The following is a 17,613-nucleotide window of genomic DNA, read 5'->3' as shown; positions in this document are numbered from 1 at the left end:
TCTGAACGGGTTCCAGCCTCTCCAGAAAAGGTCGGGCAGGCAAGGGAGAGCCAGGTCTCCCCTGCTCCGCCAGCGCGTCTCAGTAGGAGGGTGGCGTATACCGGGAGACGGACGCGCGGGGCGCATCGCCGAGCGAGCCTCCCGTCAGCAGCACCTGCCCGGTGTGCAGCAGCGTCTCGGCGGAACCCGGGCCGTTCCCCGGCAGCCAGCCCGCGAAGAGCCACCAGTTCGAGCCCGGCTCATACAACTCGGCTTCCGGCACGGTGAGACCCTCGCCGTTGTCACCACCCGAGATGAGCACCTGGCCCGAGTAGAGCAGGGTCGCGTGGTGGCCCTCGCGGGCAAATCCCAGGGGGACGGCATTGGTCCACCGGTCGTTGAAGGGATCGTAGATGGCGGCCAGATGGGTGGGGCTCGGACCCGAGGTGCCGCCCGTCACCAGCACCGAGCCCGAGTAGAGCCGCGTCGCGGTGTGCTTGTAGTGAAGCGACGGCATGGGGCTCACCAGCCTCCAGGTGCCGGTGGCCGGGTCGTACAGCTCCGCGCTCGCGAGCGCGCCCTCGTTGCCGTTGAAGCCGGCAATCACCAGCACCTCGCCCGAGTAGAGCTTCGTCGCGGTGTGCCACATGCGCGCCTTGATCATGGAGCCCGTGGGGCTCCAGGTGCCAGTGGCCGGGTCGTACAGCTCCGCGCTCGTGGAGCCAGGGTTGGAGGTGAAGGTGAAGCCGCCCGTGACCAGCACCTTGCCCGAGTCGAGCAGGGTCGCGGTGTGCCAGGCACGAGGCGTGTTCAGGCTCCCCGTGAAGCTCCAGGTGCCGGTGGCCGGGTCATACAGCTCCGTGGTGGCGTTCGTGGGCAGACCGGAGGCATGGCCGCCCACCACCAGCACCTGACCCGAGCCGAGCGGCGTCGCCGTGTGGCTCGCGCGTGCCAGATTCAGGGAGCCCGTGGGAGACCAGCTGTTCACGTACGGGTCATACACCTCCGCGCTCGCGGTGAGGCCGGAAGTGGCGCTGCCGCCCGCCACCAGCACCGAGCCGGTGGAGTTGAGGAGCGTCGCGGTGTGGCTCTTGCGCGCGGTGCTCATGGGCGCGTCGGAGGTCCACTTGCCCACCCAGGCCGGGACCGCGTCCGCCCGCATCGCCAGTGACGATGAGACTCCAGGGGTGGAGGGCTCCTCCCCAGGCTGGCAGCCACCCACGAGGGATACCACTCCAGCCATCACCCATGACAATCGGCTCGTTCTGCGCATGATGTCTCCGCTTGGAAGAGTGCAGCCCCCGCACCATATAGAGTTCACCCCGCCATGCGCCTCATCACACTCTCCATCCCCCTCTTCTTCGTCCTGATGGGCATCGAGTGGCTGGCCGGGCGTCTCCGGAACCGGCGCGTGTTCCGAGGCCCGGATGTCTTCGCGAACCTCTCGCTGGGGTCCGCCCAGACGGTCTTCAACGTCGTGGCCGTGGGACTGCTGGCCGGTGCCTACGTGGCCCTCTACGAGCACCGGCTCTTCGACATCCCCTCCTCCGCGCTGGCCTGGACGGGGCTGATGCTCGGCGTCGACTTCGCCTACTACTGGTTCCACCGCGCCTCGCACCGCATGAACCTGGCCTGGGCGGCGCATGCCCCCCACCACCAGAGCGAGGACTACAACCTGGCCGTGGCCCTGCGGCAGGGACCCATCCAGCCGCTCTTCTCGCGCGTCTTCTACCTGCCGCTGGCGTGGCTCGGCTTCTCACCGGTCATGTTCGCCACCGCGGCGGGGCTCAACACGCTCTACCAGTTCTGGGTGCACACCGAGCTCATCGGCAAGCTCGGGCCCCTCGAATGGGTGCTCAGCACGCCCTCGCACCACCGCGTGCACCACGCCTGCAACGGCCGCTACCTGGACAAGAACCACGGCGGCATTCTCATCATCTGGGACAGGCTGTTCGGCACCTTCGAGCCCGAGGTGGAGCCGGTCACCTACGGCACGGTGAAGCAGGTCCGCACCTTCAACCCGCTGCTGGCCGCCATCACCCCCTTCCGGGAGCTCGCGGCCCTGTCCTGGAAGGCGCCCCGGCCGCTGGACAAGCTGAAGGTCTGGTTCATGCCGCCCGAGTGGCGCCCGGCGGGCGTGGACGCTCCGGCCTCGGAGCCCGTGGCGGGGAGGGCCCGGTTCGACGTGCCCATCCCGCGCCGGGTGGCGCTCTACGTCGGCATCGTGGGCGTGCTGACGCTGCTGCTCACCGTGCTGTTCCTGGGCCGGGGCGCGTCGTTGCCCCTGCCCTCGCGGCTCGCGTTCGCGGCCTGGTTCCTGGCTTCCATGGGAGGACTGGGAGGCGTGCTGGAGGGCAGGCGCTGGGGGCGGTGGGTCGAGGCGGTGCGGCTCGCGGCGGCGCCATTCGTGGTGGCGCTGCTGTAGCCCCGAGGGCTCAACGCGAGAGGGGAAGCCGGAGGCTGAAGGTGGAACCCTCACCCAATGTCGACTGCGCGGTGAGCGAGCCCCCGTGGAGCCGCGCGAGCGCCCCGGCGATGTACAGGCCCAGTCCATGGCCCTGCCCCCCGGCGACCTCCGCGCGGTGGAACCGGTCGAAGACGTTGGGCAACTCCGAGGCCGCGATGCCGACGCCCCAATCGCGCACCTGGACGATGGCCAGCCCGGGTGAGAGGGAGAGCGTCACCTCGACACGCCGTGCCTCTCCCCCGTACTTCACCGCGTTGGAGATCAGGTTGTTGAGGATGTAGCGCACGCGCTCGGCATCGAAGGAGAGCTCGACCCGCTGCTCCGGCCCCTTCAGGAGGAAGTCCACCTGCGGTTGGAGCTCGCGCCATTCCTGGACCACCTCCTGGAGGAACGCCGCGACATCCCCGGGCTCCAGCCGCAGCGCCAGCTTGCCCTCGGACAGGCGCGCCGCATCGAGGATGGAGGTGACGAGGGTATTCATCCGGTCCAGCTGGCGGAGGATGGTCTCCGTGAACCGCTTCTCATCGGAAGTGCTCTTCTTCCCCTGCTTGCGCAGCAGCAGTTGGGCGTTGAGCCGCGCCGAGCTCAAGGGCGTCTTGATCTCATGGGCGACCCAGTTGAGCATCTCCTCGCGCACGGTTCCGCTGGAGCGGTCCACGCGGGACCCCCCGGGCACGACCTCATTGCGAGGCTCGGCGGCGGGACGCGAGCCCAACACCTTCCGCACGGTCTCCTCGAAGGTCTCGAGCTCCACCGGCTTGGAGAGGAAGACATCGGCCTCTTCCAGGCCCTTGGGGTTCGCGGCACTCAGCAACAGGAAGGGGACCGTCTCGAGCCGGGCATCGGCACGCAGCGCCCGGAGCAGCTCCACGCCCGTGCGCCGGGGCATCATGTGGTCACTCACCACCAGGTCCGGCCGTTCCGTCCGGGCCAGCAGGAGGGCCTCTTCCCCATTGTGTGCCCGCAGGGCGCGATGACCCAGGTCCTCCACCACCTGGGCGAAGATCTCGAGCATGGCCTCTTCATCCTCCGCGATGAGGATGAGGCTCATCTCGACTCCCCAGCGGCGCTTCCTCCAACAGGCCGGGCCTGGCCCGTCAGCAGACCCTCGACCGAGCGCATCGGCGCCAGGACCCGGATGCCCGCGTCGTTGATCTCGAACTCGCGCAGGTTCCCGTCGTACTTGCTGTCGCGCATCTTGAGGATGGACATGATGCGGTGGATGCGCCCGCGCAGCTCCACGTAGCGCAACAGCAGCAGGTTCTCACCGAGGATCGCGATGGGCGTGTCGCTGAAATCCAGCTCGGTGCCAGCGATCTTCGACACCTCCTTGGTGAAGAGGGACGTCACTCCCGCGGTCCGGAGATGCACGCTCAAGGCGGCCAGGAAGGTACGCCGCCGCTCCGGGTCCGCGATGGAGAGCTCGAGCTCCGTCAGTCCGTCGATGACGAGCCGCTGGATTCCCTGACGCGTCACCTCCCGCAGGATGCGATCGACGAGGACATCCGCTTCCACCTCGGCCGGAGGCTGGTGGACCAATGTCAGTGCTCCACTCGTCAACTCCTCCTGCACGTCCAACCCGATCCGCTTCGCCCGGGCGAGCAATGCGGCGGGAGGCTCGAAGAAGGAGACGAAGAGCGTCTTCTCCCCCCGGCGGGCCCCCTCCGCCGCGAAGTGCGCGGCGAGCAGCGTCTTGCCAATGCCCATGCTGCCCGCGAGCAGGGTGGTGCTCTGGACGGGCAGCCCGCCGTCCATCAGCCCGTCGAGCTCGGGCAGACCGAAGCCGGCCCGGTGGCGCTTCGGGACGAAGTCCTGTTCGGAGGGGACCTGGGTCTCGATGCGAGGGAAGATCTCCACGCCCTCGGTACCGATGCGCATGAGGTGCTCGCCGGGCAGGTGGGGCCGGCCGCGCAGCTTGACCACCTCCACCCGGCGCTGGCGGCGCGCGCCCCGCGTGTTCACCGACAGCGAGACGATGCCATCCACCGTCGTCGCTTCCGGCAGCGCCATCAGCTTCTCGAGGGGGTACTCGGTGGTGAAGAGCCCGACGCAGTCCGTCGCGGACAGCCCGATGCCCAGCTCGTACAGGAACTCGCGCAGCTTCGCCTCGTCCTGCCACAGGTCGCGGATGGCGCGCAGCCCGTCGATGAAGAGCAGCTTCGCGCCGCGCTCGCGGACGGTGTGCACCAGCAGGTCACGCGCCTCCTTGGCCCCCTTCTTCAGCGAGGCGTAGGTGCTCATGAGGAAGAGCTTCTCGCCCAGCAGCTCGCGGCGGAAGAAGGAGAAGCCGGAGAGCGCATCCACCAGCTTGTCGTGGGGCTCGGAGGTGACGGTGGAGATCACCACGGGCAACCCACGTGCGGCGGCGAGGAAGGCCACCTGGCTGCAGAGGATCGTCTTGCCGCAGCCAGGGTTGCCCGCGACGATGAGTGTCTGCCGACGGGGAATACCGCCGCCCAGCAGCACATCGAAGCTCGGGATACCGGTCTCCAGGCACTGCCGCCGGTTGCTGTCGTCCATCATGAGTGCTCGCTACGGTTGAGAAGTGACCACGCGAGCCCTGCCAGAGACGTGCCTTCATGGGGAGAAGAAATCCTTGGATGGGTGGCGCGCACTCCTCCCGTAACACGGGAAAAGCGTCTTTCCGCGAGCACTCGAAGGAGCACCAGCCCGAAGGTCACCTGGACAACCAAGCAACAGGTGGGGGAGCGGCTCCCCCACCCTTCAACCCCCTCACCCCTGCTCCAGCAGCAGCTTCAGCTCGCGGACGCGGCGGGTGATGTGGTCGCGGTCCAACCGGCGGAAGCTCTCGGGCAGCAGCTCGCGGCTGGTGCACTCCTGCACCGCCACCAGGTTCTGCAGCTCGATCTCCAGCGGGTAGCTGGGCGGCACGAAGTCCTCGAAGACGGCCTTGAGATCCTCCACCGTGGCCTGCTCGCGCCCCTGGGCCAGCGCGCGGAAGCGGGTGCGCACCAGCACCGCCTCCATGTCCGCGCCGCTCAGCTGGCGCGTCCCCGTCGGAATCAGCTCGCTCACCGAGGGTACGTCCAGCTTCAGGCCCGTCTTCTTCTGCATCACCCGGAAGAGCTCCTCCCGCTCCGCTTCCGTCTCCGGGTAGAAGAGCGCGAGGTGCTCCTCGGCGCGTCCCTGGCGCTTGAGGTCGATGGGCAGCAGGTCCGGCCGCGCCGTCATCAGGAACCAGACAATCTTGCCGCGGTACACCGTGTTGCCCATGAACGAGGCGATGGAGCCGAACACGCGGCTGCTCGTCCCCGAGTCCCCGCCCGAGTCCCGGTTGCCCAGGAAGGTGTCCGCCTCGTCCACCATCACCGCCACGGGCCAGAGCGCCTTGAGGAGATTGAAGATCTTCTCCAGGTTGGCCTCGGTGACGCCCTGCCACTGGCTGCGGAAGTTGAGGAACTTCACCACCGGGATGCCAATCTCCCCGGCGAAGCAGGACACCAGGAACGTCTTGCCCGTGCCCACCGGACCGCTCACGAGGTAGCCCATGGGCATCACCTCGATGCGGCCCTTCTTCAGCGCGTTGGCGGCGTTGCGCAGCATCTCCTTGGCCTTGCCGTGGCCCGCCACCGCGTCGAGCGTGTTGGACGGCTCGATGAACTCGAGCAGCCCGTGGCACTCGGCCTGGATGAGCTCCTTCTTCTTCTCCTTGAGCAGGTCGGAGGTGATCCGCACGCCGTGCTCGAGGGCCTCGGTGAGGACGCGGTCCAGGTTGATGCGCGACAGGCCCGCCGTCATCTTCGCCAGGCCGGCCAGCGGCACGTCCGACACCGCCGCCAGCTTCTTGCCCTCCAGCTTGTAGCGCACGTACTCCAGCCGCTCCTCCTCGGTGGGCAGGGGCAGCTCGATGGGCGCCACGTACGGGTTGCGCGTCAGGCGCTGCGACATGTCCGCCAGGTTCTCCGCCAGCAGCACCACGGACATGTCCCCCGCGAGGAATTGCGGGTCGTGCGCCCACTTATCCAGCGTGGCCAGCACGAAGCGGTCCTCGGCGGACAGGTGGCTCATCTCCCCGCCCGGCACCAGCGTCTCGGCGAAGTCGATGATGAGCGCCAGCGACTTGCCCTCGCTCACGCGCATCCGCAGGAAGTTCTCCAGAATCTGCAGCGCCCGGGCCGGATCCCTCGGCAGGCTCTTGGCGTAGTCCGTGCCGTAGAGCGCGTCGTAGCCGGCCATCGTCCGCTGCAGCTCCTTCTGCGTCTCCGGAGACGAGGAGCGGATGCCCGACGAGCGGTCATAGAAGAGGACGTGGTCGCGCCCGCCGAACAGCTCATCGGAGAGGAACGTGCGCAGGGTGCCGAAGCCCCGGCTGCCGTCCTCCTGGGTGGTGGGCTGCAGGTCCCTCACCGCTCCATAGAGGAGGAAGGTGCTGACGGTCTTCGTGTAGTACTTCTGGGCCAGCTTGCGGGCCCAGCCGGGCAGCTCCGCGAGCGGATCCGCCGGGTCGGCCTTGCGTGACTTGGTCACGGACACACCCCTCCAGCCCCCTCGGGGGGGCACTCGCGCCCGCCCCAACCGGACGGGCGCCTGTCTGAATCCTCTTCAGCGGCAGCCGCGCTGCTTCTTCAACCGCTCCTTCACCGAACCCACGGCGGGAGCCACGGCCACGTTCGCATCCTCGTGGCAGCGCAGCTTGAGGCTCACCTGCTTCACGCTGGTCGGCAGCCGCACCCTGGCCGGCGTCGTGCGGCCCAGGTCCTGACCCTCCACGAAGATGGCGGCCCCGGCGGGCACGGACTGCACCTCCACCTCGTAGCCCTCCGGCTCGAGCTTGAGCTGCACGTCCATGGGCTTGTCGCCCGCGGGCAGGTTGATGCGCTTGTCCATCGACTTGAAGCCCGGGGCACTGGCCGACACCACCACCTCGGTCTCCGCCGGCACCTCGCCGATGTAGGTCGAGCTGCTGCCCTTCTCACGCACCACCTTGCCGTCCACCTTCAGCTCGGCATCCGAGGGCTGGGTGACGACCACCACGCGCGCCTGTTGCACCTCGCGCTGGAGCTTCACCTCCAGCGACGTGGGCGTCATGCCGGGGGCGATCTCCATCTGCTGGGTGAAGGGCTTGTAGCCCGCGGCGCTCACCAACACCAGGGCGGGGCCAGCCGGCACCTCCTGGAGGATGGGCCCGGACTTGGGCACGTTCAGGTCCTGCCCGCTGACATTCACCCGGACGTCCCGCGCATCGGCGGGCAGGTTCACCAGGATGTAGCCCTTCTTGGGCTCGGGCTTCATCGCGAGGAAGCCCACCACGATCAGCAACAGCACCACCAGGGCGCCGAGCCCCGCGATGAGCGGCAGGCGGTTGGGCGCGGCCGCGACGGGAGCCGGGGCCCGATCCGCCGGCCGTGGAGAGCCGGGGGGCGGTCTGGCCGCGACGGCCGGAGAGGTCGGTGCCTCCACCTCCTCTTCCTCTTGCGGCTCCACCCTGGGAGCCACGGGCGGCACGGGCAGCGGCGCGAACGAGGGGCGGCCCGGCACGGTGGGAACCGGCTGCGAGGGCCGGGCCACGCCCGGGGAGTCGGCCGACGGATCCGGCCGGACGATGCGCGGCAGCCCATCCATCGTGTTGCGGCCCTGACGGGCCACGGTGGTGCTCTCCGCGGAGGCGGACGCGAGCGTCGGGGCACGCGCCGGGGCCGGAGTCACGGTCACCGGCTGCGACATCCGCGCGCCGGGGACACGCTGCGCCGGCTGCTCGTCGATGACGAGCGGGCGAGGCACCTCCACCGGCGTCACCGTGCGTCCGGGACCCACCATCCCCGGCTGGGTGGTCGGCTCGTCCTCGAAGTACTCGGAGCTGTTCACCACCATCGTCGCCCCGGACTCCTCCTCCGGTGCCGGGGGCTTCGGTGCGGGAGGGGCGGCCGTCAGCTTGGGCAGGGCGCCGAGCGTGGGAGAGCGGCGCACGCCTCCGGCGCCAACGGGGGGCGCGGGCGGCTCCATGGGCGGCTGGCTCGGCACCGGCGCGCTGACCGGCTGTGGCGGCGGGGCCGAGGACGCACCACTGAAACCCATCTCGATGGCGGCCATCATCCCCTCGGGGGGCTTGATGTCCGCGTACTCCTGCAACCGCAGCTTCTCGCGCTCCACGTCCTCGGCGAAGGTGGACTTCATGTACTGCATGAGGTCCTTGCGGCCGAAGATGGACTCCGAGGTGATGAGGAAGCGCTGCAGGTCGTCGCCCAGCTCGTTGGCGTACTGGTAGCGCTCGTCCACGTCGCGCGCGAGCGCCTTGAGGACGATCTTCTCCAGCGCCTCGGGGATGCGCCGGTTGTAGGTGGAGGGCGGCGGCACCTCGGCCTTGCGCACCTTCTCCAGCACGCTGAAGTCGCTGTCGCCCACGAAGAGCCGCTCGCCGGTGAGCATCTCGTAGAGACACACGCCGATGGCGAAGATGTCGGAGCGGCGGTCCAGCGGCATGCCGCGGATCTGCTCCGGGCTCATGTAGCCGAACTTGCCCTTGAGGATGCCGGCCTGCGTCTTGGTGGCCTTGCCCGCCGCCTTGGCGATACCGAAGTCGATGACCTTGACCTCGCCCTCGAAGGAGAGGAGGACGTTCTGGGGCGAGATGTCGCGGTGGACGATGTTGAGATCGCGACCCAGGTTGTCCTTCTTGCGGTGGGCGTAGTCGAGGCCCTCGCACATCTTGGCCACCACGAAGGCCACCAGCGGCACGGGAGCGGGCTCACCCTTCTTCCGGCACCGGTCGAAGATGGCCCGCATGTCCTTGCCGGGGATGTACTCCATCGCGATGAAGTAGCTGTTGGAGATCTGCCCCAGCTCGTAGATCTGCGCGACGTTGGCGTGGTTCAGCTGGACGCTGATCTTCGCCTCGTCGATGAACATCGAGATGAACTCGTCGTCCTCGGCGATGTTCGGGAGGATGCGCTTGATGGCGACGAGGCGCTCGAAACCTCCCGCGCCGAACATCTTTCCGCGCCACACCTCCGCCATGCCGCCGATGTTGATGCGGTCGAGAAGGAGGTATTTCCCAAACGGAATGGGCTGCCGCTTCGGTTGAGTGGTCGTCACGGGCGTACGTGGCTCGGTGTTTGGAGGCCGAGCCTATCGACCGCCCCTCCATAGGGTCAACCATGGGGTCGTCTCCGGAGGCGGACCTCGCCCAGGCGCTCCCCCCGTGGTTCTCAGGGGTTGGGGGCCGGAGCCACTTCCCCGGCGTCTGTGGACTCCGGGGCAACATCGGCGGCCGGAGTCCCCGGTGGCTCCCGGAAAGGCTCCGACTCCTCCCCTTCCTCTGGGGGTGTGGGTTGGACGATCCCCACGTGCGGCTCACCGTCCTCGGACACCACCGCGGGCAGGCCGAAGCGCTCGCCCGCCGGCAGGCCGACCAGGGTGATCCAGGCATGTGCGTCCCCGGGCGCCACGCAGTAGATGAACGTCCCCACGGTCAGACCAGGGGCCTCCCGGACGGGCCCCTGGCAGTTCGACCGGACCTGGAGCGACCAGGAGGGAGCGCGCGCCCCTCGCACGAGGTAGGGCGGCTGGCCCATGTCCGCCACCAGGCGCCGCAGCACCTCCGGGTTCGAGGGCACGGTGCGGCCGTTGCTCAGGGCCTGGGCCTGCTCCTGGAGGTGGCGCAGCGACAGGACGGCCACGTCCTCGGAGCGCAGCGGGACCTGGCTCTCCACGAGCACCAGGTCGAGGAAGAGCGCGCCCACCAGGACGATGGGCAGCAGCCGGTAGCCCTTGAAGTCCTCGCCCCGCCCGCGCAGGACGCCCCAGACGACCACCCCGAGCGCCCCCGTCGTGACGGCCAGCACCACGGCGGGCCACACCAGCGGAGGAAGCGCGAGGAAGGCGGATACCTCGGCGCTCCGGGCGCGCAGGGCGTCGCTCAGGTCTCCCCCGTAGAGCCAGGCGAGGACCAGCAGGCAGACGACGTTGGCGAGGAGCGTCTTGGTCTTGGGCAGCGTCATCCGGCGAGCGTGCGTGCGGGGTCGGTGGCGGCGGCGCGGTGACTGGGGAACCAGGCGCCGGCCACCGCGGCGAGCAGTCCGAGCACCACCCCGCCCACCACCACGGGCCAGGGGAAGGAGAAGAAGCTCTCGGGCTTGAAGGGGAACTGTGGGAGGTAGGAGGACGCGAGCCTGTCCACGACCAGTGCAAGGACGATCGCGGCGAGCGTGCCCAGGAGCCCCCCGGCCAGCCCCACCACGCCAGCCTCGGCGAGGACGATGTTGCGCACGTCCGAGCGCGAGGCGCCCACCGCCTGCATGACACCAATCTCCTTGGCGCGTGCGCGCACCGAGGCGCTCAGGGCGTGGGCGATGTTCACCGCCGCGAGCACGCAGATGAGGATGGAGAGCAGCGCCAGCGCGGACGTGGTGAGGGCCACCGCCGCGCCCACGTTCTCCGCGAGCCGCCGCTCCTGGTCGTCGATCTCCAGACCCATCTCCTTCACCGCCTCCACGAGGCCCGGCACGGCACCGGGGCTGGAGGCCACCAGGGTGACGCCGGAGTACGTCTCCGTGTCCTGGCCCATCTCGCGATTGAGGCGGATGGCCGCGTCCAGGGGAATGGTGACGCCCGCGAGCAGCGCCCGGTCGGAGGCGCCCACCACCTGCACCTGGGAGGAGATGACGGGGGCTCCCGGCAGCGGGGCGGACACGTAGGAGCGGTTGAAGTCCACCGGGAAGGTGAAGCCGACGAGCATCTCCGGCGCGAGCCTCGGCAGCTTGCGGGCCGGGGCGAAGGTGTTGTTGTAGATCTCCAACAGCCGCGTGGAGATGAGACCCGGGAGGGGCTGACCCGGCCCCGGGTCCACGAACTTGTTCATCCGCACGTCGCCCTCGACGAGGCCGGGGTCCACCCCCACAGCGAGGACATCCACGCCCATGCGCAGCTTGCGGCCGAAGAAGTCACCGTCGTAGCGGCTCGCCGCGGGGGCGCGCACGTTCATCTTCCGGTACAGCGTCTCCACTTCGGGCAGCGCCTGGAGGCGCTCCACCATGACGGTGTCCAGCTTGCCGCCCCCGAGGAACGAGCCGAGCGACACGGCCGGAGGCACCACGTCCACCAGCCGCGCGTCCGCGGGGAAGACGCGCTCGCGGATGACGCGGCCCACCCCCAGACCCAGACCCAGGAAGAAGACGAGCGCCCCCACGCCCATGGCCACGCCGAAGGCGGAGAAGAACGCCCCCCGCCGCTCGCGCACGAGGCTCTGGCGCACCAGCTGGGACAGCGCCGCCAGCCTCATGACGCACCTCCCGCGAGCGCCGGCTGGGACTCCTCGACGAGCCGGCCCTCCTTGAGGCGCAGCACGCGCCTGGCCGCCGAACTCATCCGCTCCTCGTGGGTGACGGTGAGCAGGGTGAGGCCCTCGCGGTGCAGCTCCTGGAAGAGCGAGATGACCCCAGCGCCGGTGGCGGCATCGAGGTTGCCGGTGGGCTCGTCACAGAGGAGGAGCCTGGGCCCGGTGAAGAGGGCGCGGGCGATGGCCACGCGCTGGCGCTCGCCGCCGGAGAGCCGTATCGGAGCGCGGTCCTTCTTGGCCAGCAGCCCCACCCGGTCGAGCAGGGACTCGGCGCGCTTGCGGGCCTCGAGGCTCACCGGGCCGAAGTGCGAGGGCATCAGCACGTTCTCCACCGCGGACAGGTTGGGGATGAGGTGGAAGGACTGGAAGACGAAGCCCACGTGCTGGTTGCGGAAGCGCGCGAGCTCCTTGTCCTTCAGGCCGGACAGCTTCACACCGGCCACCTCCGCCTCGCCCTGGTAGTGCACGTCCAGGCCGCCCAGCAGGTGCAGCAGCGTGGACTTGCCACTGCCGGAAGGGCCGACCACGGCGACGAAGTCACCGTCCGCCACGTCGAGTGAGAGGCCATCGAGGACACGCACCTCGGTGCCGTCCCCATCCCTGTACTGCTTGACGATGTCGCGAGCGCGTATCAATGGGGTGCCAACCAGAGGGTGAGCTCGGCTTGCAGGGCCTTCTCCTTCTCGGAGAGGCCCAGCGTCACCGCGCGTAGGTCATCCGTGGCGTCCAGCCAGCGAACGGTGGTCGCCTTGATGGCGAAGCCGCCGATGCCCCAGGCCTCGGAGGGGAGCGCCTTCACGGCGTCGGAGAGGCGCCGCAGGTCCACCACCGCGCCCAGCACGGGACCCTGGAGCACCCCACGCAGGTCCTCGGCCACGGGGATGTTGCCGGCGGGGCCCTGGAGCTTCGTGAGCGCCGCCTCGAGACGGGACTGGGGCGCGGCGAGCGTCAGCTTGTCCCCCACCGCTGCGAAGTGAGCGCCCTCGCCCTGGCGGTAGGAGGTCAGGTAGACGCGCTGGCCGGCGAGGTCCGAGGGCTTCACCTCGGCGCCGAAGCGAGGGGCGATGGCGGGCAGCTTCTCGAGGGTGGCGGGGAAGCTGGTGGTGTCCTTCGCCTCGCCCACCACCACGAGGTGCACGTAGCGGAAGGGGTTGGTGCGCCGAGGGTCCAGCGAGGGCATGCCCCCGGTGAGTTGCACGGTGGGAGCCAGGGCCACGCCCGCGACGAGGCCCGGCTTCAACTTGTCGAGCACCTCGCCCTTGACGTCGAAGCCGCTCTCCTGCACGGCGCGGGTGACGTAGGAGCCGGCGAGGTAGGGCCAGATGCCGTTGAGCTGCGAGGGGTCTCCCCGGTAGCGCGCCACGAGGAAGCTGTCCTCCGGCAAATAGCCGAGCAGCTCCGGGGCCTGCTGCGGGACGAGCGCGGAGAGGGAGGCCTGGGTGTCCGGCCAGGGCGAGTCCATGCGCAGCGTCACCGCGCGCTCGCCGAGCGAGCCCGTCACGGTGACGGACTGGGTGGTGCCGGCCGGGACGAGGAAGCCGACGCCGCCGGGGAGGAAGGCATAGAAGTCGCGCTCGGCGGGGAGCCGCTTGAGGGAGGCGGAGAGGAGGGGCTCCTCCGCGAGCGACTTGTCGGCGGGCAGCGTGGCGTAGCCGGAGAGCTGGGCCACCATGGGGCCGGCGCCCAGCAGGGCGTAGCCGTCGGTGAAGAGGAGGCCGAGCGAGGGCTGCTGCGCGCCGGGCCGGCTGAAGCTGACGAGGGTGCCACCGGGGCTCTTCTGCTCGGCGCGCTGAGAGGCCCCGAGACGGTCGCGAGCGAGTTTGGCGAAGGTCTCCGTGAGGGTCTTCTCGTCCTTCACGCCGAGCACGGAGAAGGCCTGGCCGCCGCTGAGCAGGGCCACACCGGCGCCCCGGGCGGGGTCGATGCCAGCGGCCTCTATTGCCTGACGGTTACGCAGGTCCACGCCCACCTGGCGCATGACACTGGAGACATAGGCCTCGGCGGACTGGGCGTTCTGGAGCTGGGCGACGAAGTTGGCCAGCTTGAGGTTCTGGAAGCGGGCGAGCTTTTCGCCGAGAGCGCCGAGATCTGGAACGACGAGGGCGGCCTGGGCGCCGCGAGGAAGGAAGCGGGCGGGGTCTCTCGTCTTCGTCCCGAGCGCGCCCTGCTTCTCGCCGCAGCGGGAACAGCCGGCGAACACGAGCAACAGGAGCAGGAGCCAGGGTGAGGCGCGGCGGAGCATAGGAACGGGAGTGCAGACGGCCCAGGGCCCGGAGTCAAATTCATTCGTACGGCGGGCACCGGCCACCCGTCCAGGGGCTGACCTTGCCCCACCGGGATTCGCACTGGGAGCATGGGTGATCGACCCATGCCCGGGCAAGTCCAAGGAGGCGGCGACTCTCACAGGGAGGCACGACACACCATGTACGAATCCATGACGCGCGGGGCTGGCCTGCTGGCGGCACTCGTGCTGTTGCTCCTGGGCACGGCGGCGGAGGCCACCACAGTCCGGGTCCACTACGACGTCGGCTACGGCAACCGCATCACGATACGAGGCAGCAAGACCCCCCTGTCCTGGACCACTGGCACCAACGCCACCTGGACCACGGGCAACATCTGGACGCTGACCTGGGCGAACACCGTGGGCGACGTGGAGCTCAAACCTCTCGTCAACGACGTGACCTGGTCCACCGGCGCCAACTACCTCATCAAGGCCGGTGCCACGGTGGACCTCTACCCCTTCTTCGGCGCGGCCTCGGGGCGGCTGCAGTACGTCTACAACATCTCCTCGCCGCAACTCGGCAACACGCGCCACCTCGCCATCTACCTTCCCCCGAGCTACTCGGAGAACCCGCTCAAGCGCTACCCGGTGCTGTACGCGCACGACGGTCAGAACCTCTTCGATCCCTCCACCGCCTTTGGCGGCGTCGAGTGGCGCATGGACGAGACGACCAACGCGCTCATCGGCAACGGCTCGATGGACGAGGTCATCATCGTGGGCATCTACAATGGTGGCTCGAACCGCATCTATGAGTACACGCCCTGCTGCGATCCGCAGTATGGCGGAGGGGGCGCGGACAAGTACGAGCGCTTCATCCTCGACACGGTGAAGCCGTACATCGACCAGAACTACCGGACGCTGACGACGAAGACGAACACGGCGCTCATCGGCTCGTCACTGGGAGGGCTGGTGTCGTTCTACATCGGGAGGCGCAACCCGGCGGTCTTCGGGAAGCTGGCGGCGATGTCGAGCTCATTCTGGTGGAACAACCAGGCGCTGACGCAGCAGGTGGAGGCGACCACCACGAAGGTAGCGGTGAACATCTACATCGACGCGGGGACGAACGGCGACGGCCTGACGGAGACGACGCGGATGAGGGACGCGCTGGTAGCGGACGGGTACGTACAGGGAAAGGATCTGTACTCCTACGTGGCGCAGGGAGCGGGGCACAACGAGGCCTCATGGGCGGCGCGACTCAACATCCCGCTGACCTACCTGTTCCCGTGGCAGAGCACGGTCTACTGAGTCCCCACCCCTCTCCCTTCGGGAGAGGGAAAGGGTGAGGGTAGCGAAGCCCTGGGGTTCAACCCTCTCCCTCTGGGAGAGGGACGGGGTGAGGGTCTGGCGAATCCCAGGGTTGAACCCTACTCGCCCTGGACATCCCGTCGCAGGTCCGGAGCCACGTCCTGTCCGGCCAGGGCGCTCTGGACGGCGGCGCGCTCGTGCGGAGCACCCCGGGACAGTTCCATGACGAGTTCCTTGAGCGCGGCGTTCGGCCGGGAGTGCTTGCGATGGAGGGAGAACCCCTTGACGAACCAGAGGGCCGCGGTGCCGACGTCCCCCTGCTGACGAGCAACCTTACCGAGCTGCGTCATGGCGCGAACCTGTGAGCCCTCGGGGAGGCGGGGGAAGACGGCCTCGAGCCGACTCCGAGCCTCATCCAGACGGCCATCGAGGCGATCGAGCCAGGCGAGCTCGAGCGCGGACTCCAGGACCGGACTGGCCTCCAAAAGCCCGCGGGCCTCATCCCGCCTGCCCAGCTCGGCGAGGACGACGGCGCGCTCCAGGCGCAGATCCTCCCGGTCGGGAGTCTGGTCGAGCAGCTCGTCGAGGACGGCGAGGGCCTCCGCCCAGCGCGCACGGTAGAGGAACGATTGAAGGAGGTACTCGCGCTGCCTGCGGGGTTCCAGGTCCGAGACATAGCGGATGTCGAAGCGCCGCTCCGCATAGTGAAAGGCGACGGAGTAACCCGCGCCGCACGCGATGCACACGGCGCGCCCATCACACGAGGCCGCGCACCCCATCAACAGCGAGAGCCCGGCCCCGCAGCCCTCGCAGGTGCGAGGCTCTTCCGAGACGAAGTGGGCCTCGGGCGGGTTGACATGGTCGCGGACCATGGCCGCGCGAAAACCATCATCGCGGCAGTCATAGGAGCGGCAGACGAGGGGGCGCTTGTCCCAGGCACCACAGGCGGTGGTCTTCTCGTCGAAGTAGAAGCAGTGACCCGAAGGAGCCTTCTTGAGGACATCGAGGAAGGGAGGCTGGGGAAGGAGTCCCTCGTCGAGGTCCTCCTGGGCCATCATCACGAGGAAGTGGCGGCAACACAGCTCGTTGCAGGCCACCTGCTGCTTGAGGGCCATGCACGGCGTGCACGAGTTGGTGTACTCGCGCTTCGGCTTGTCTCCCATGTAGCGGCGCAGCATCGGGACCCCTTCGACGAGACGGAAAGGCCCGCAGCCTATCAGGAGTGACCGCCGGAAGGAGGGTCACCAGATGTTATCGGTAAAGAGGCAGTGGAGGAGTTGCACCTTTCCGAAGTCGGTGTTGCCGACCTGGAGGTCCGGCACGGGGGTGAAGAGAATCTCATTGGGCAACCGGACGGTCCCGAACGAGTCACGCACGAGCGCATCCAGCTTCGCTTCGAGAGATTGGAACTCAGGTGGAAACGGAGGGAACCACACCTGGGAAGTTGTCTCCTCTTCGCCCAAATCCATCTCTTGGGAAGCATGGAGGATATGTACTGGAGCCAGGATGCTCGTAAACACCACGATGGCATTCCTCGTGCGATCGGACTTCTGCGTGTCCGGCAAATAAACCCGGACGCGACGGCTCGGGTCGTAGAGCAGGCCAGGCAACTCCCACTGCACACATCCAGGGAGTTGCTCGCGAATGCGCTGCCGGAATCCCTTCCAAGCCGAGTCATCTGTCTGGGCCGACAGGCGCGCAGCGGTCAATCGTCGGTATTCCTCGCTCTCCCTATGTCGCGGATCATCGCCATGAATCCCCGCTGGGTAGTACCGGTGCACGAGGTCGACGAGTGCACCTGCTGAGAACCGCGCATCCATGACGTCTTGCATCTCAATCCTCAGGAAAGGATTTGGGTTCGATACCCAGCGTGAGGAACTTCGTCACCCTGACACCAAAGAGGCTCCGCTCCAGCAGACGCCTCGTCTCATCCCTGAACTGATTGCAGGCAAGAACGGAAACCGTCTCATTCCCACGCAGCACAAGTTGAGCCGCCGCATCCGAGGCCTGCGCTGACTTACGCTGCGCGAGCGAATCCGTCAGGGAGCGCTTCCAGTTCTCAAGGGGGATTCCAATTTCGAGATCACACCAGGCCTGCAATGGTTTGTACCGCGAGACCCGGGCCAACAGGATGTTGACCTGAGCCACCTTCCACCCACCTGGCAGTGGCCCCTCGTTGGACACAATCTCGTGGAACTCGAAAGCAGACGGAGGAATGTGTCCGCCGGATGCGGTCGCGCACGCATCCAAGAGGAGCGCCATCGCCCCGGCGAGAAGCAATCGCCCCAGGACCCTCCCATGCATGGTGCCTCCGTGACTCCGTGAGCCGGAACCCTCGAAAGCCAG

14 protein-coding genes are annotated in these 17,613 nt (G+C 68.5%); 2 read left to right on the top strand and 12 right to left on the bottom strand.

Annotated elements, in window-relative coordinates; translation table 11 throughout:
* Nucleotides 1-79 precede the first annotated feature (79 nt).
* Nucleotides 80-1,141 carry a Kelch repeat-containing protein gene (locus tag JRI60_RS12635; protein ID WP_204226100.1) on the bottom strand — a complete coding sequence of 354 codons (1,062 nt, stop codon included), beginning with the start codon at nucleotides 1,139-1,141 and terminating at the stop codon, nucleotides 80-82.
* Nucleotides 1,142-1,306: 165 nt separating this feature from the next.
* Here JRI60_RS12635 and JRI60_RS12630 point away from each other — a divergent pair, with 165 nt between their 5' ends.
* The gene (locus JRI60_RS12630) at nucleotides 1,307-2,404 is read left to right on the top strand and encodes a sterol desaturase family protein (protein WP_204226099.1); all 1,098 of its coding nucleotides are present in this window, start codon (nucleotides 1,307-1,309) and stop codon (nucleotides 2,402-2,404) included.
* Nucleotides 2,405-2,414: 10 nt separating this feature from the next.
* Here JRI60_RS12630 and JRI60_RS12625 read toward each other — a convergent pair whose 3' ends face one another.
* The 8 genes from JRI60_RS12625 to JRI60_RS12590 form a co-directional block, all read right to left on the bottom strand.
* Entirely contained in the window at nucleotides 2,415-3,497 is a 1,083-nt protein-coding gene (locus tag JRI60_RS12625; RefSeq protein ID WP_204226098.1) for an ATP-binding response regulator, read from the bottom strand.
* A complete protein-coding gene (locus JRI60_RS12620) occupies nucleotides 3,494-4,969 on the bottom strand; it encodes an ATPase domain-containing protein (RefSeq protein WP_204226097.1) in 1,476 nt (491 codons plus the stop codon). The genes JRI60_RS12625 and JRI60_RS12620 overlap by 4 nt, the downstream gene beginning before the upstream one ends.
* Nucleotides 4,970-5,179: 210 nt before the next feature.
* Nucleotides 5,180-6,934, bottom strand: a complete 1,755-nt coding sequence (locus JRI60_RS12615) for an ATP-binding protein (RefSeq protein WP_204226096.1) — start codon at nucleotides 6,932-6,934, stop codon at nucleotides 5,180-5,182.
* Between the two features lie 75 nt (nucleotides 6,935-7,009).
* Nucleotides 7,010-9,499 carry a serine/threonine protein kinase gene (locus JRI60_RS12610; RefSeq protein WP_204226095.1) on the bottom strand — a complete coding sequence of 830 codons (2,490 nt, stop codon included), beginning with the start codon at nucleotides 9,497-9,499 and terminating at the stop codon, nucleotides 7,010-7,012.
* A 113-nt stretch (nucleotides 9,500-9,612) separates the two neighbouring features.
* Entirely contained in the window at nucleotides 9,613-10,404 is a 792-nt protein-coding gene (locus JRI60_RS12605) for a hypothetical protein (RefSeq protein WP_204226094.1), read from the bottom strand.
* Nucleotides 10,401-11,684, bottom strand: coding sequence for an ABC transporter permease (locus tag JRI60_RS12600; RefSeq protein ID WP_204226093.1), 1,284 nt, complete (start codon nucleotides 11,682-11,684; stop codon nucleotides 10,401-10,403). Before JRI60_RS12600 ends, JRI60_RS12605 begins: the two co-directional genes overlap by 4 nt.
* Nucleotides 11,681-12,376 carry an ABC transporter ATP-binding protein gene (locus tag JRI60_RS12595; protein WP_204226092.1) on the bottom strand — a complete coding sequence of 232 codons (696 nt, stop codon included), beginning with the start codon at nucleotides 12,374-12,376 and terminating at the stop codon, nucleotides 11,681-11,683. The genes JRI60_RS12600 and JRI60_RS12595 overlap by 4 nt, the downstream gene beginning before the upstream one ends.
* Complete coding sequence (locus JRI60_RS12590) at nucleotides 12,373-13,983, bottom strand: hypothetical protein (RefSeq protein ID WP_204226091.1); 1,611 nt, start codon at nucleotides 13,981-13,983, stop codon at nucleotides 12,373-12,375. The genes JRI60_RS12595 and JRI60_RS12590 overlap by 4 nt, the downstream gene beginning before the upstream one ends.
* A gap of 180 nt (nucleotides 13,984-14,163) precedes the next feature.
* Between JRI60_RS12590 and JRI60_RS12585 the strand changes: the two genes are divergently transcribed.
* Nucleotides 14,164-15,267, top strand: a complete 1,104-nt coding sequence (locus JRI60_RS12585) for an alpha/beta hydrolase (protein WP_239470478.1) — start codon at nucleotides 14,164-14,166, stop codon at nucleotides 15,265-15,267.
* Nucleotides 15,268-15,386: 119 nt separating this feature from the next.
* On the opposite strand, the gene JRI60_RS12580 is transcribed toward JRI60_RS12585, so the two are convergent.
* From JRI60_RS12580 to JRI60_RS12570, 3 genes are all read right to left on the bottom strand, one after another.
* Nucleotides 15,387-16,445, bottom strand: a complete 1,059-nt coding sequence (locus tag JRI60_RS12580) for a YkgJ family cysteine cluster protein (protein ID WP_204226090.1) — start codon at nucleotides 16,443-16,445, stop codon at nucleotides 15,387-15,389.
* A 63-nt stretch (nucleotides 16,446-16,508) separates the two neighbouring features.
* Nucleotides 16,509-17,099: a hypothetical protein gene (locus JRI60_RS12575; protein WP_204226089.1), complete on the bottom strand. Its 591-nt coding sequence runs from the start codon at nucleotides 17,097-17,099 to the stop codon at nucleotides 16,509-16,511.
* A gap of 1 nt (nucleotide 17,100) precedes the next feature.
* Nucleotides 17,101-17,529, bottom strand: coding sequence for a hypothetical protein (locus JRI60_RS12570; protein WP_204226088.1), 429 nt, complete (start codon nucleotides 17,527-17,529; stop codon nucleotides 17,101-17,103).
* Nucleotides 17,530-17,613 lie beyond the last annotated feature (84 nt).

The sequence above is a fragment of the Archangium violaceum genome, from assembly GCF_016887565.1.
Lineage (GTDB): Bacteria > Myxococcota > Myxococcia > Myxococcales > Myxococcaceae > Archangium > Archangium violaceum_B.
The sequence above is the reverse complement of the archived record's forward strand: the minus strand, read 5'-3'. Positions and strand labels throughout refer to the sequence as shown.

Bases quoted from the DNA above. Each gene is read 5' to 3' on its own strand.
- JRI60_RS12635 (WP_204226100.1), bottom strand. From the start codon at position 1,141: ATGCGGGCGGACGCGGTCCCGGCCTGGGTGGGCAAGTGGACCTCCGAC.
- JRI60_RS12630 (WP_204226099.1), top strand. From the start codon at position 1,307: ATGCGCCTCATCACACTCTCCATCCCCCTCTTCTTCGTCCTGATGGGC.
- JRI60_RS12625 (WP_204226098.1), bottom strand. From the start codon at position 3,497: ATGAGCCTCATCCTCATCGCGGAGGATGAAGAGGCCATGCTCGAGATC.
- JRI60_RS12620 (WP_204226097.1), bottom strand. From the start codon at position 4,969: ATGATGGACGACAGCAACCGGCGGCAGTGCCTGGAGACCGGTATCCCG.
- JRI60_RS12605 (WP_204226094.1), bottom strand. From the start codon at position 10,404: ATGACGCTGCCCAAGACCAAGACGCTCCTCGCCAACGTCGTCTGCCTG.
- JRI60_RS12600 (WP_204226093.1), bottom strand. From the start codon at position 11,684: ATGAGGCTGGCGGCGCTGTCCCAGCTGGTGCGCCAGAGCCTCGTGCGC.
- JRI60_RS12590 (WP_204226091.1), bottom strand. From the start codon at position 13,983: ATGCTCCGCCGCGCCTCACCCTGGCTCCTGCTCCTGTTGCTCGTGTTC.
- JRI60_RS12585 (WP_239470478.1), top strand. From the start codon at position 14,164: ATGTACGAATCCATGACGCGCGGGGCTGGCCTGCTGGCGGCACTCGTG.
- JRI60_RS12580 (WP_204226090.1), bottom strand. From the start codon at position 16,445: ATGCTGCGCCGCTACATGGGAGACAAGCCGAAGCGCGAGTACACCAAC.
- JRI60_RS12575 (WP_204226089.1), bottom strand. From the start codon at position 17,099: ATGCAAGACGTCATGGATGCGCGGTTCTCAGCAGGTGCACTCGTCGAC.
- JRI60_RS12570 (WP_204226088.1), bottom strand. From the start codon at position 17,529: ATGGCGCTCCTCTTGGATGCGTGCGCGACCGCATCCGGCGGACACATT.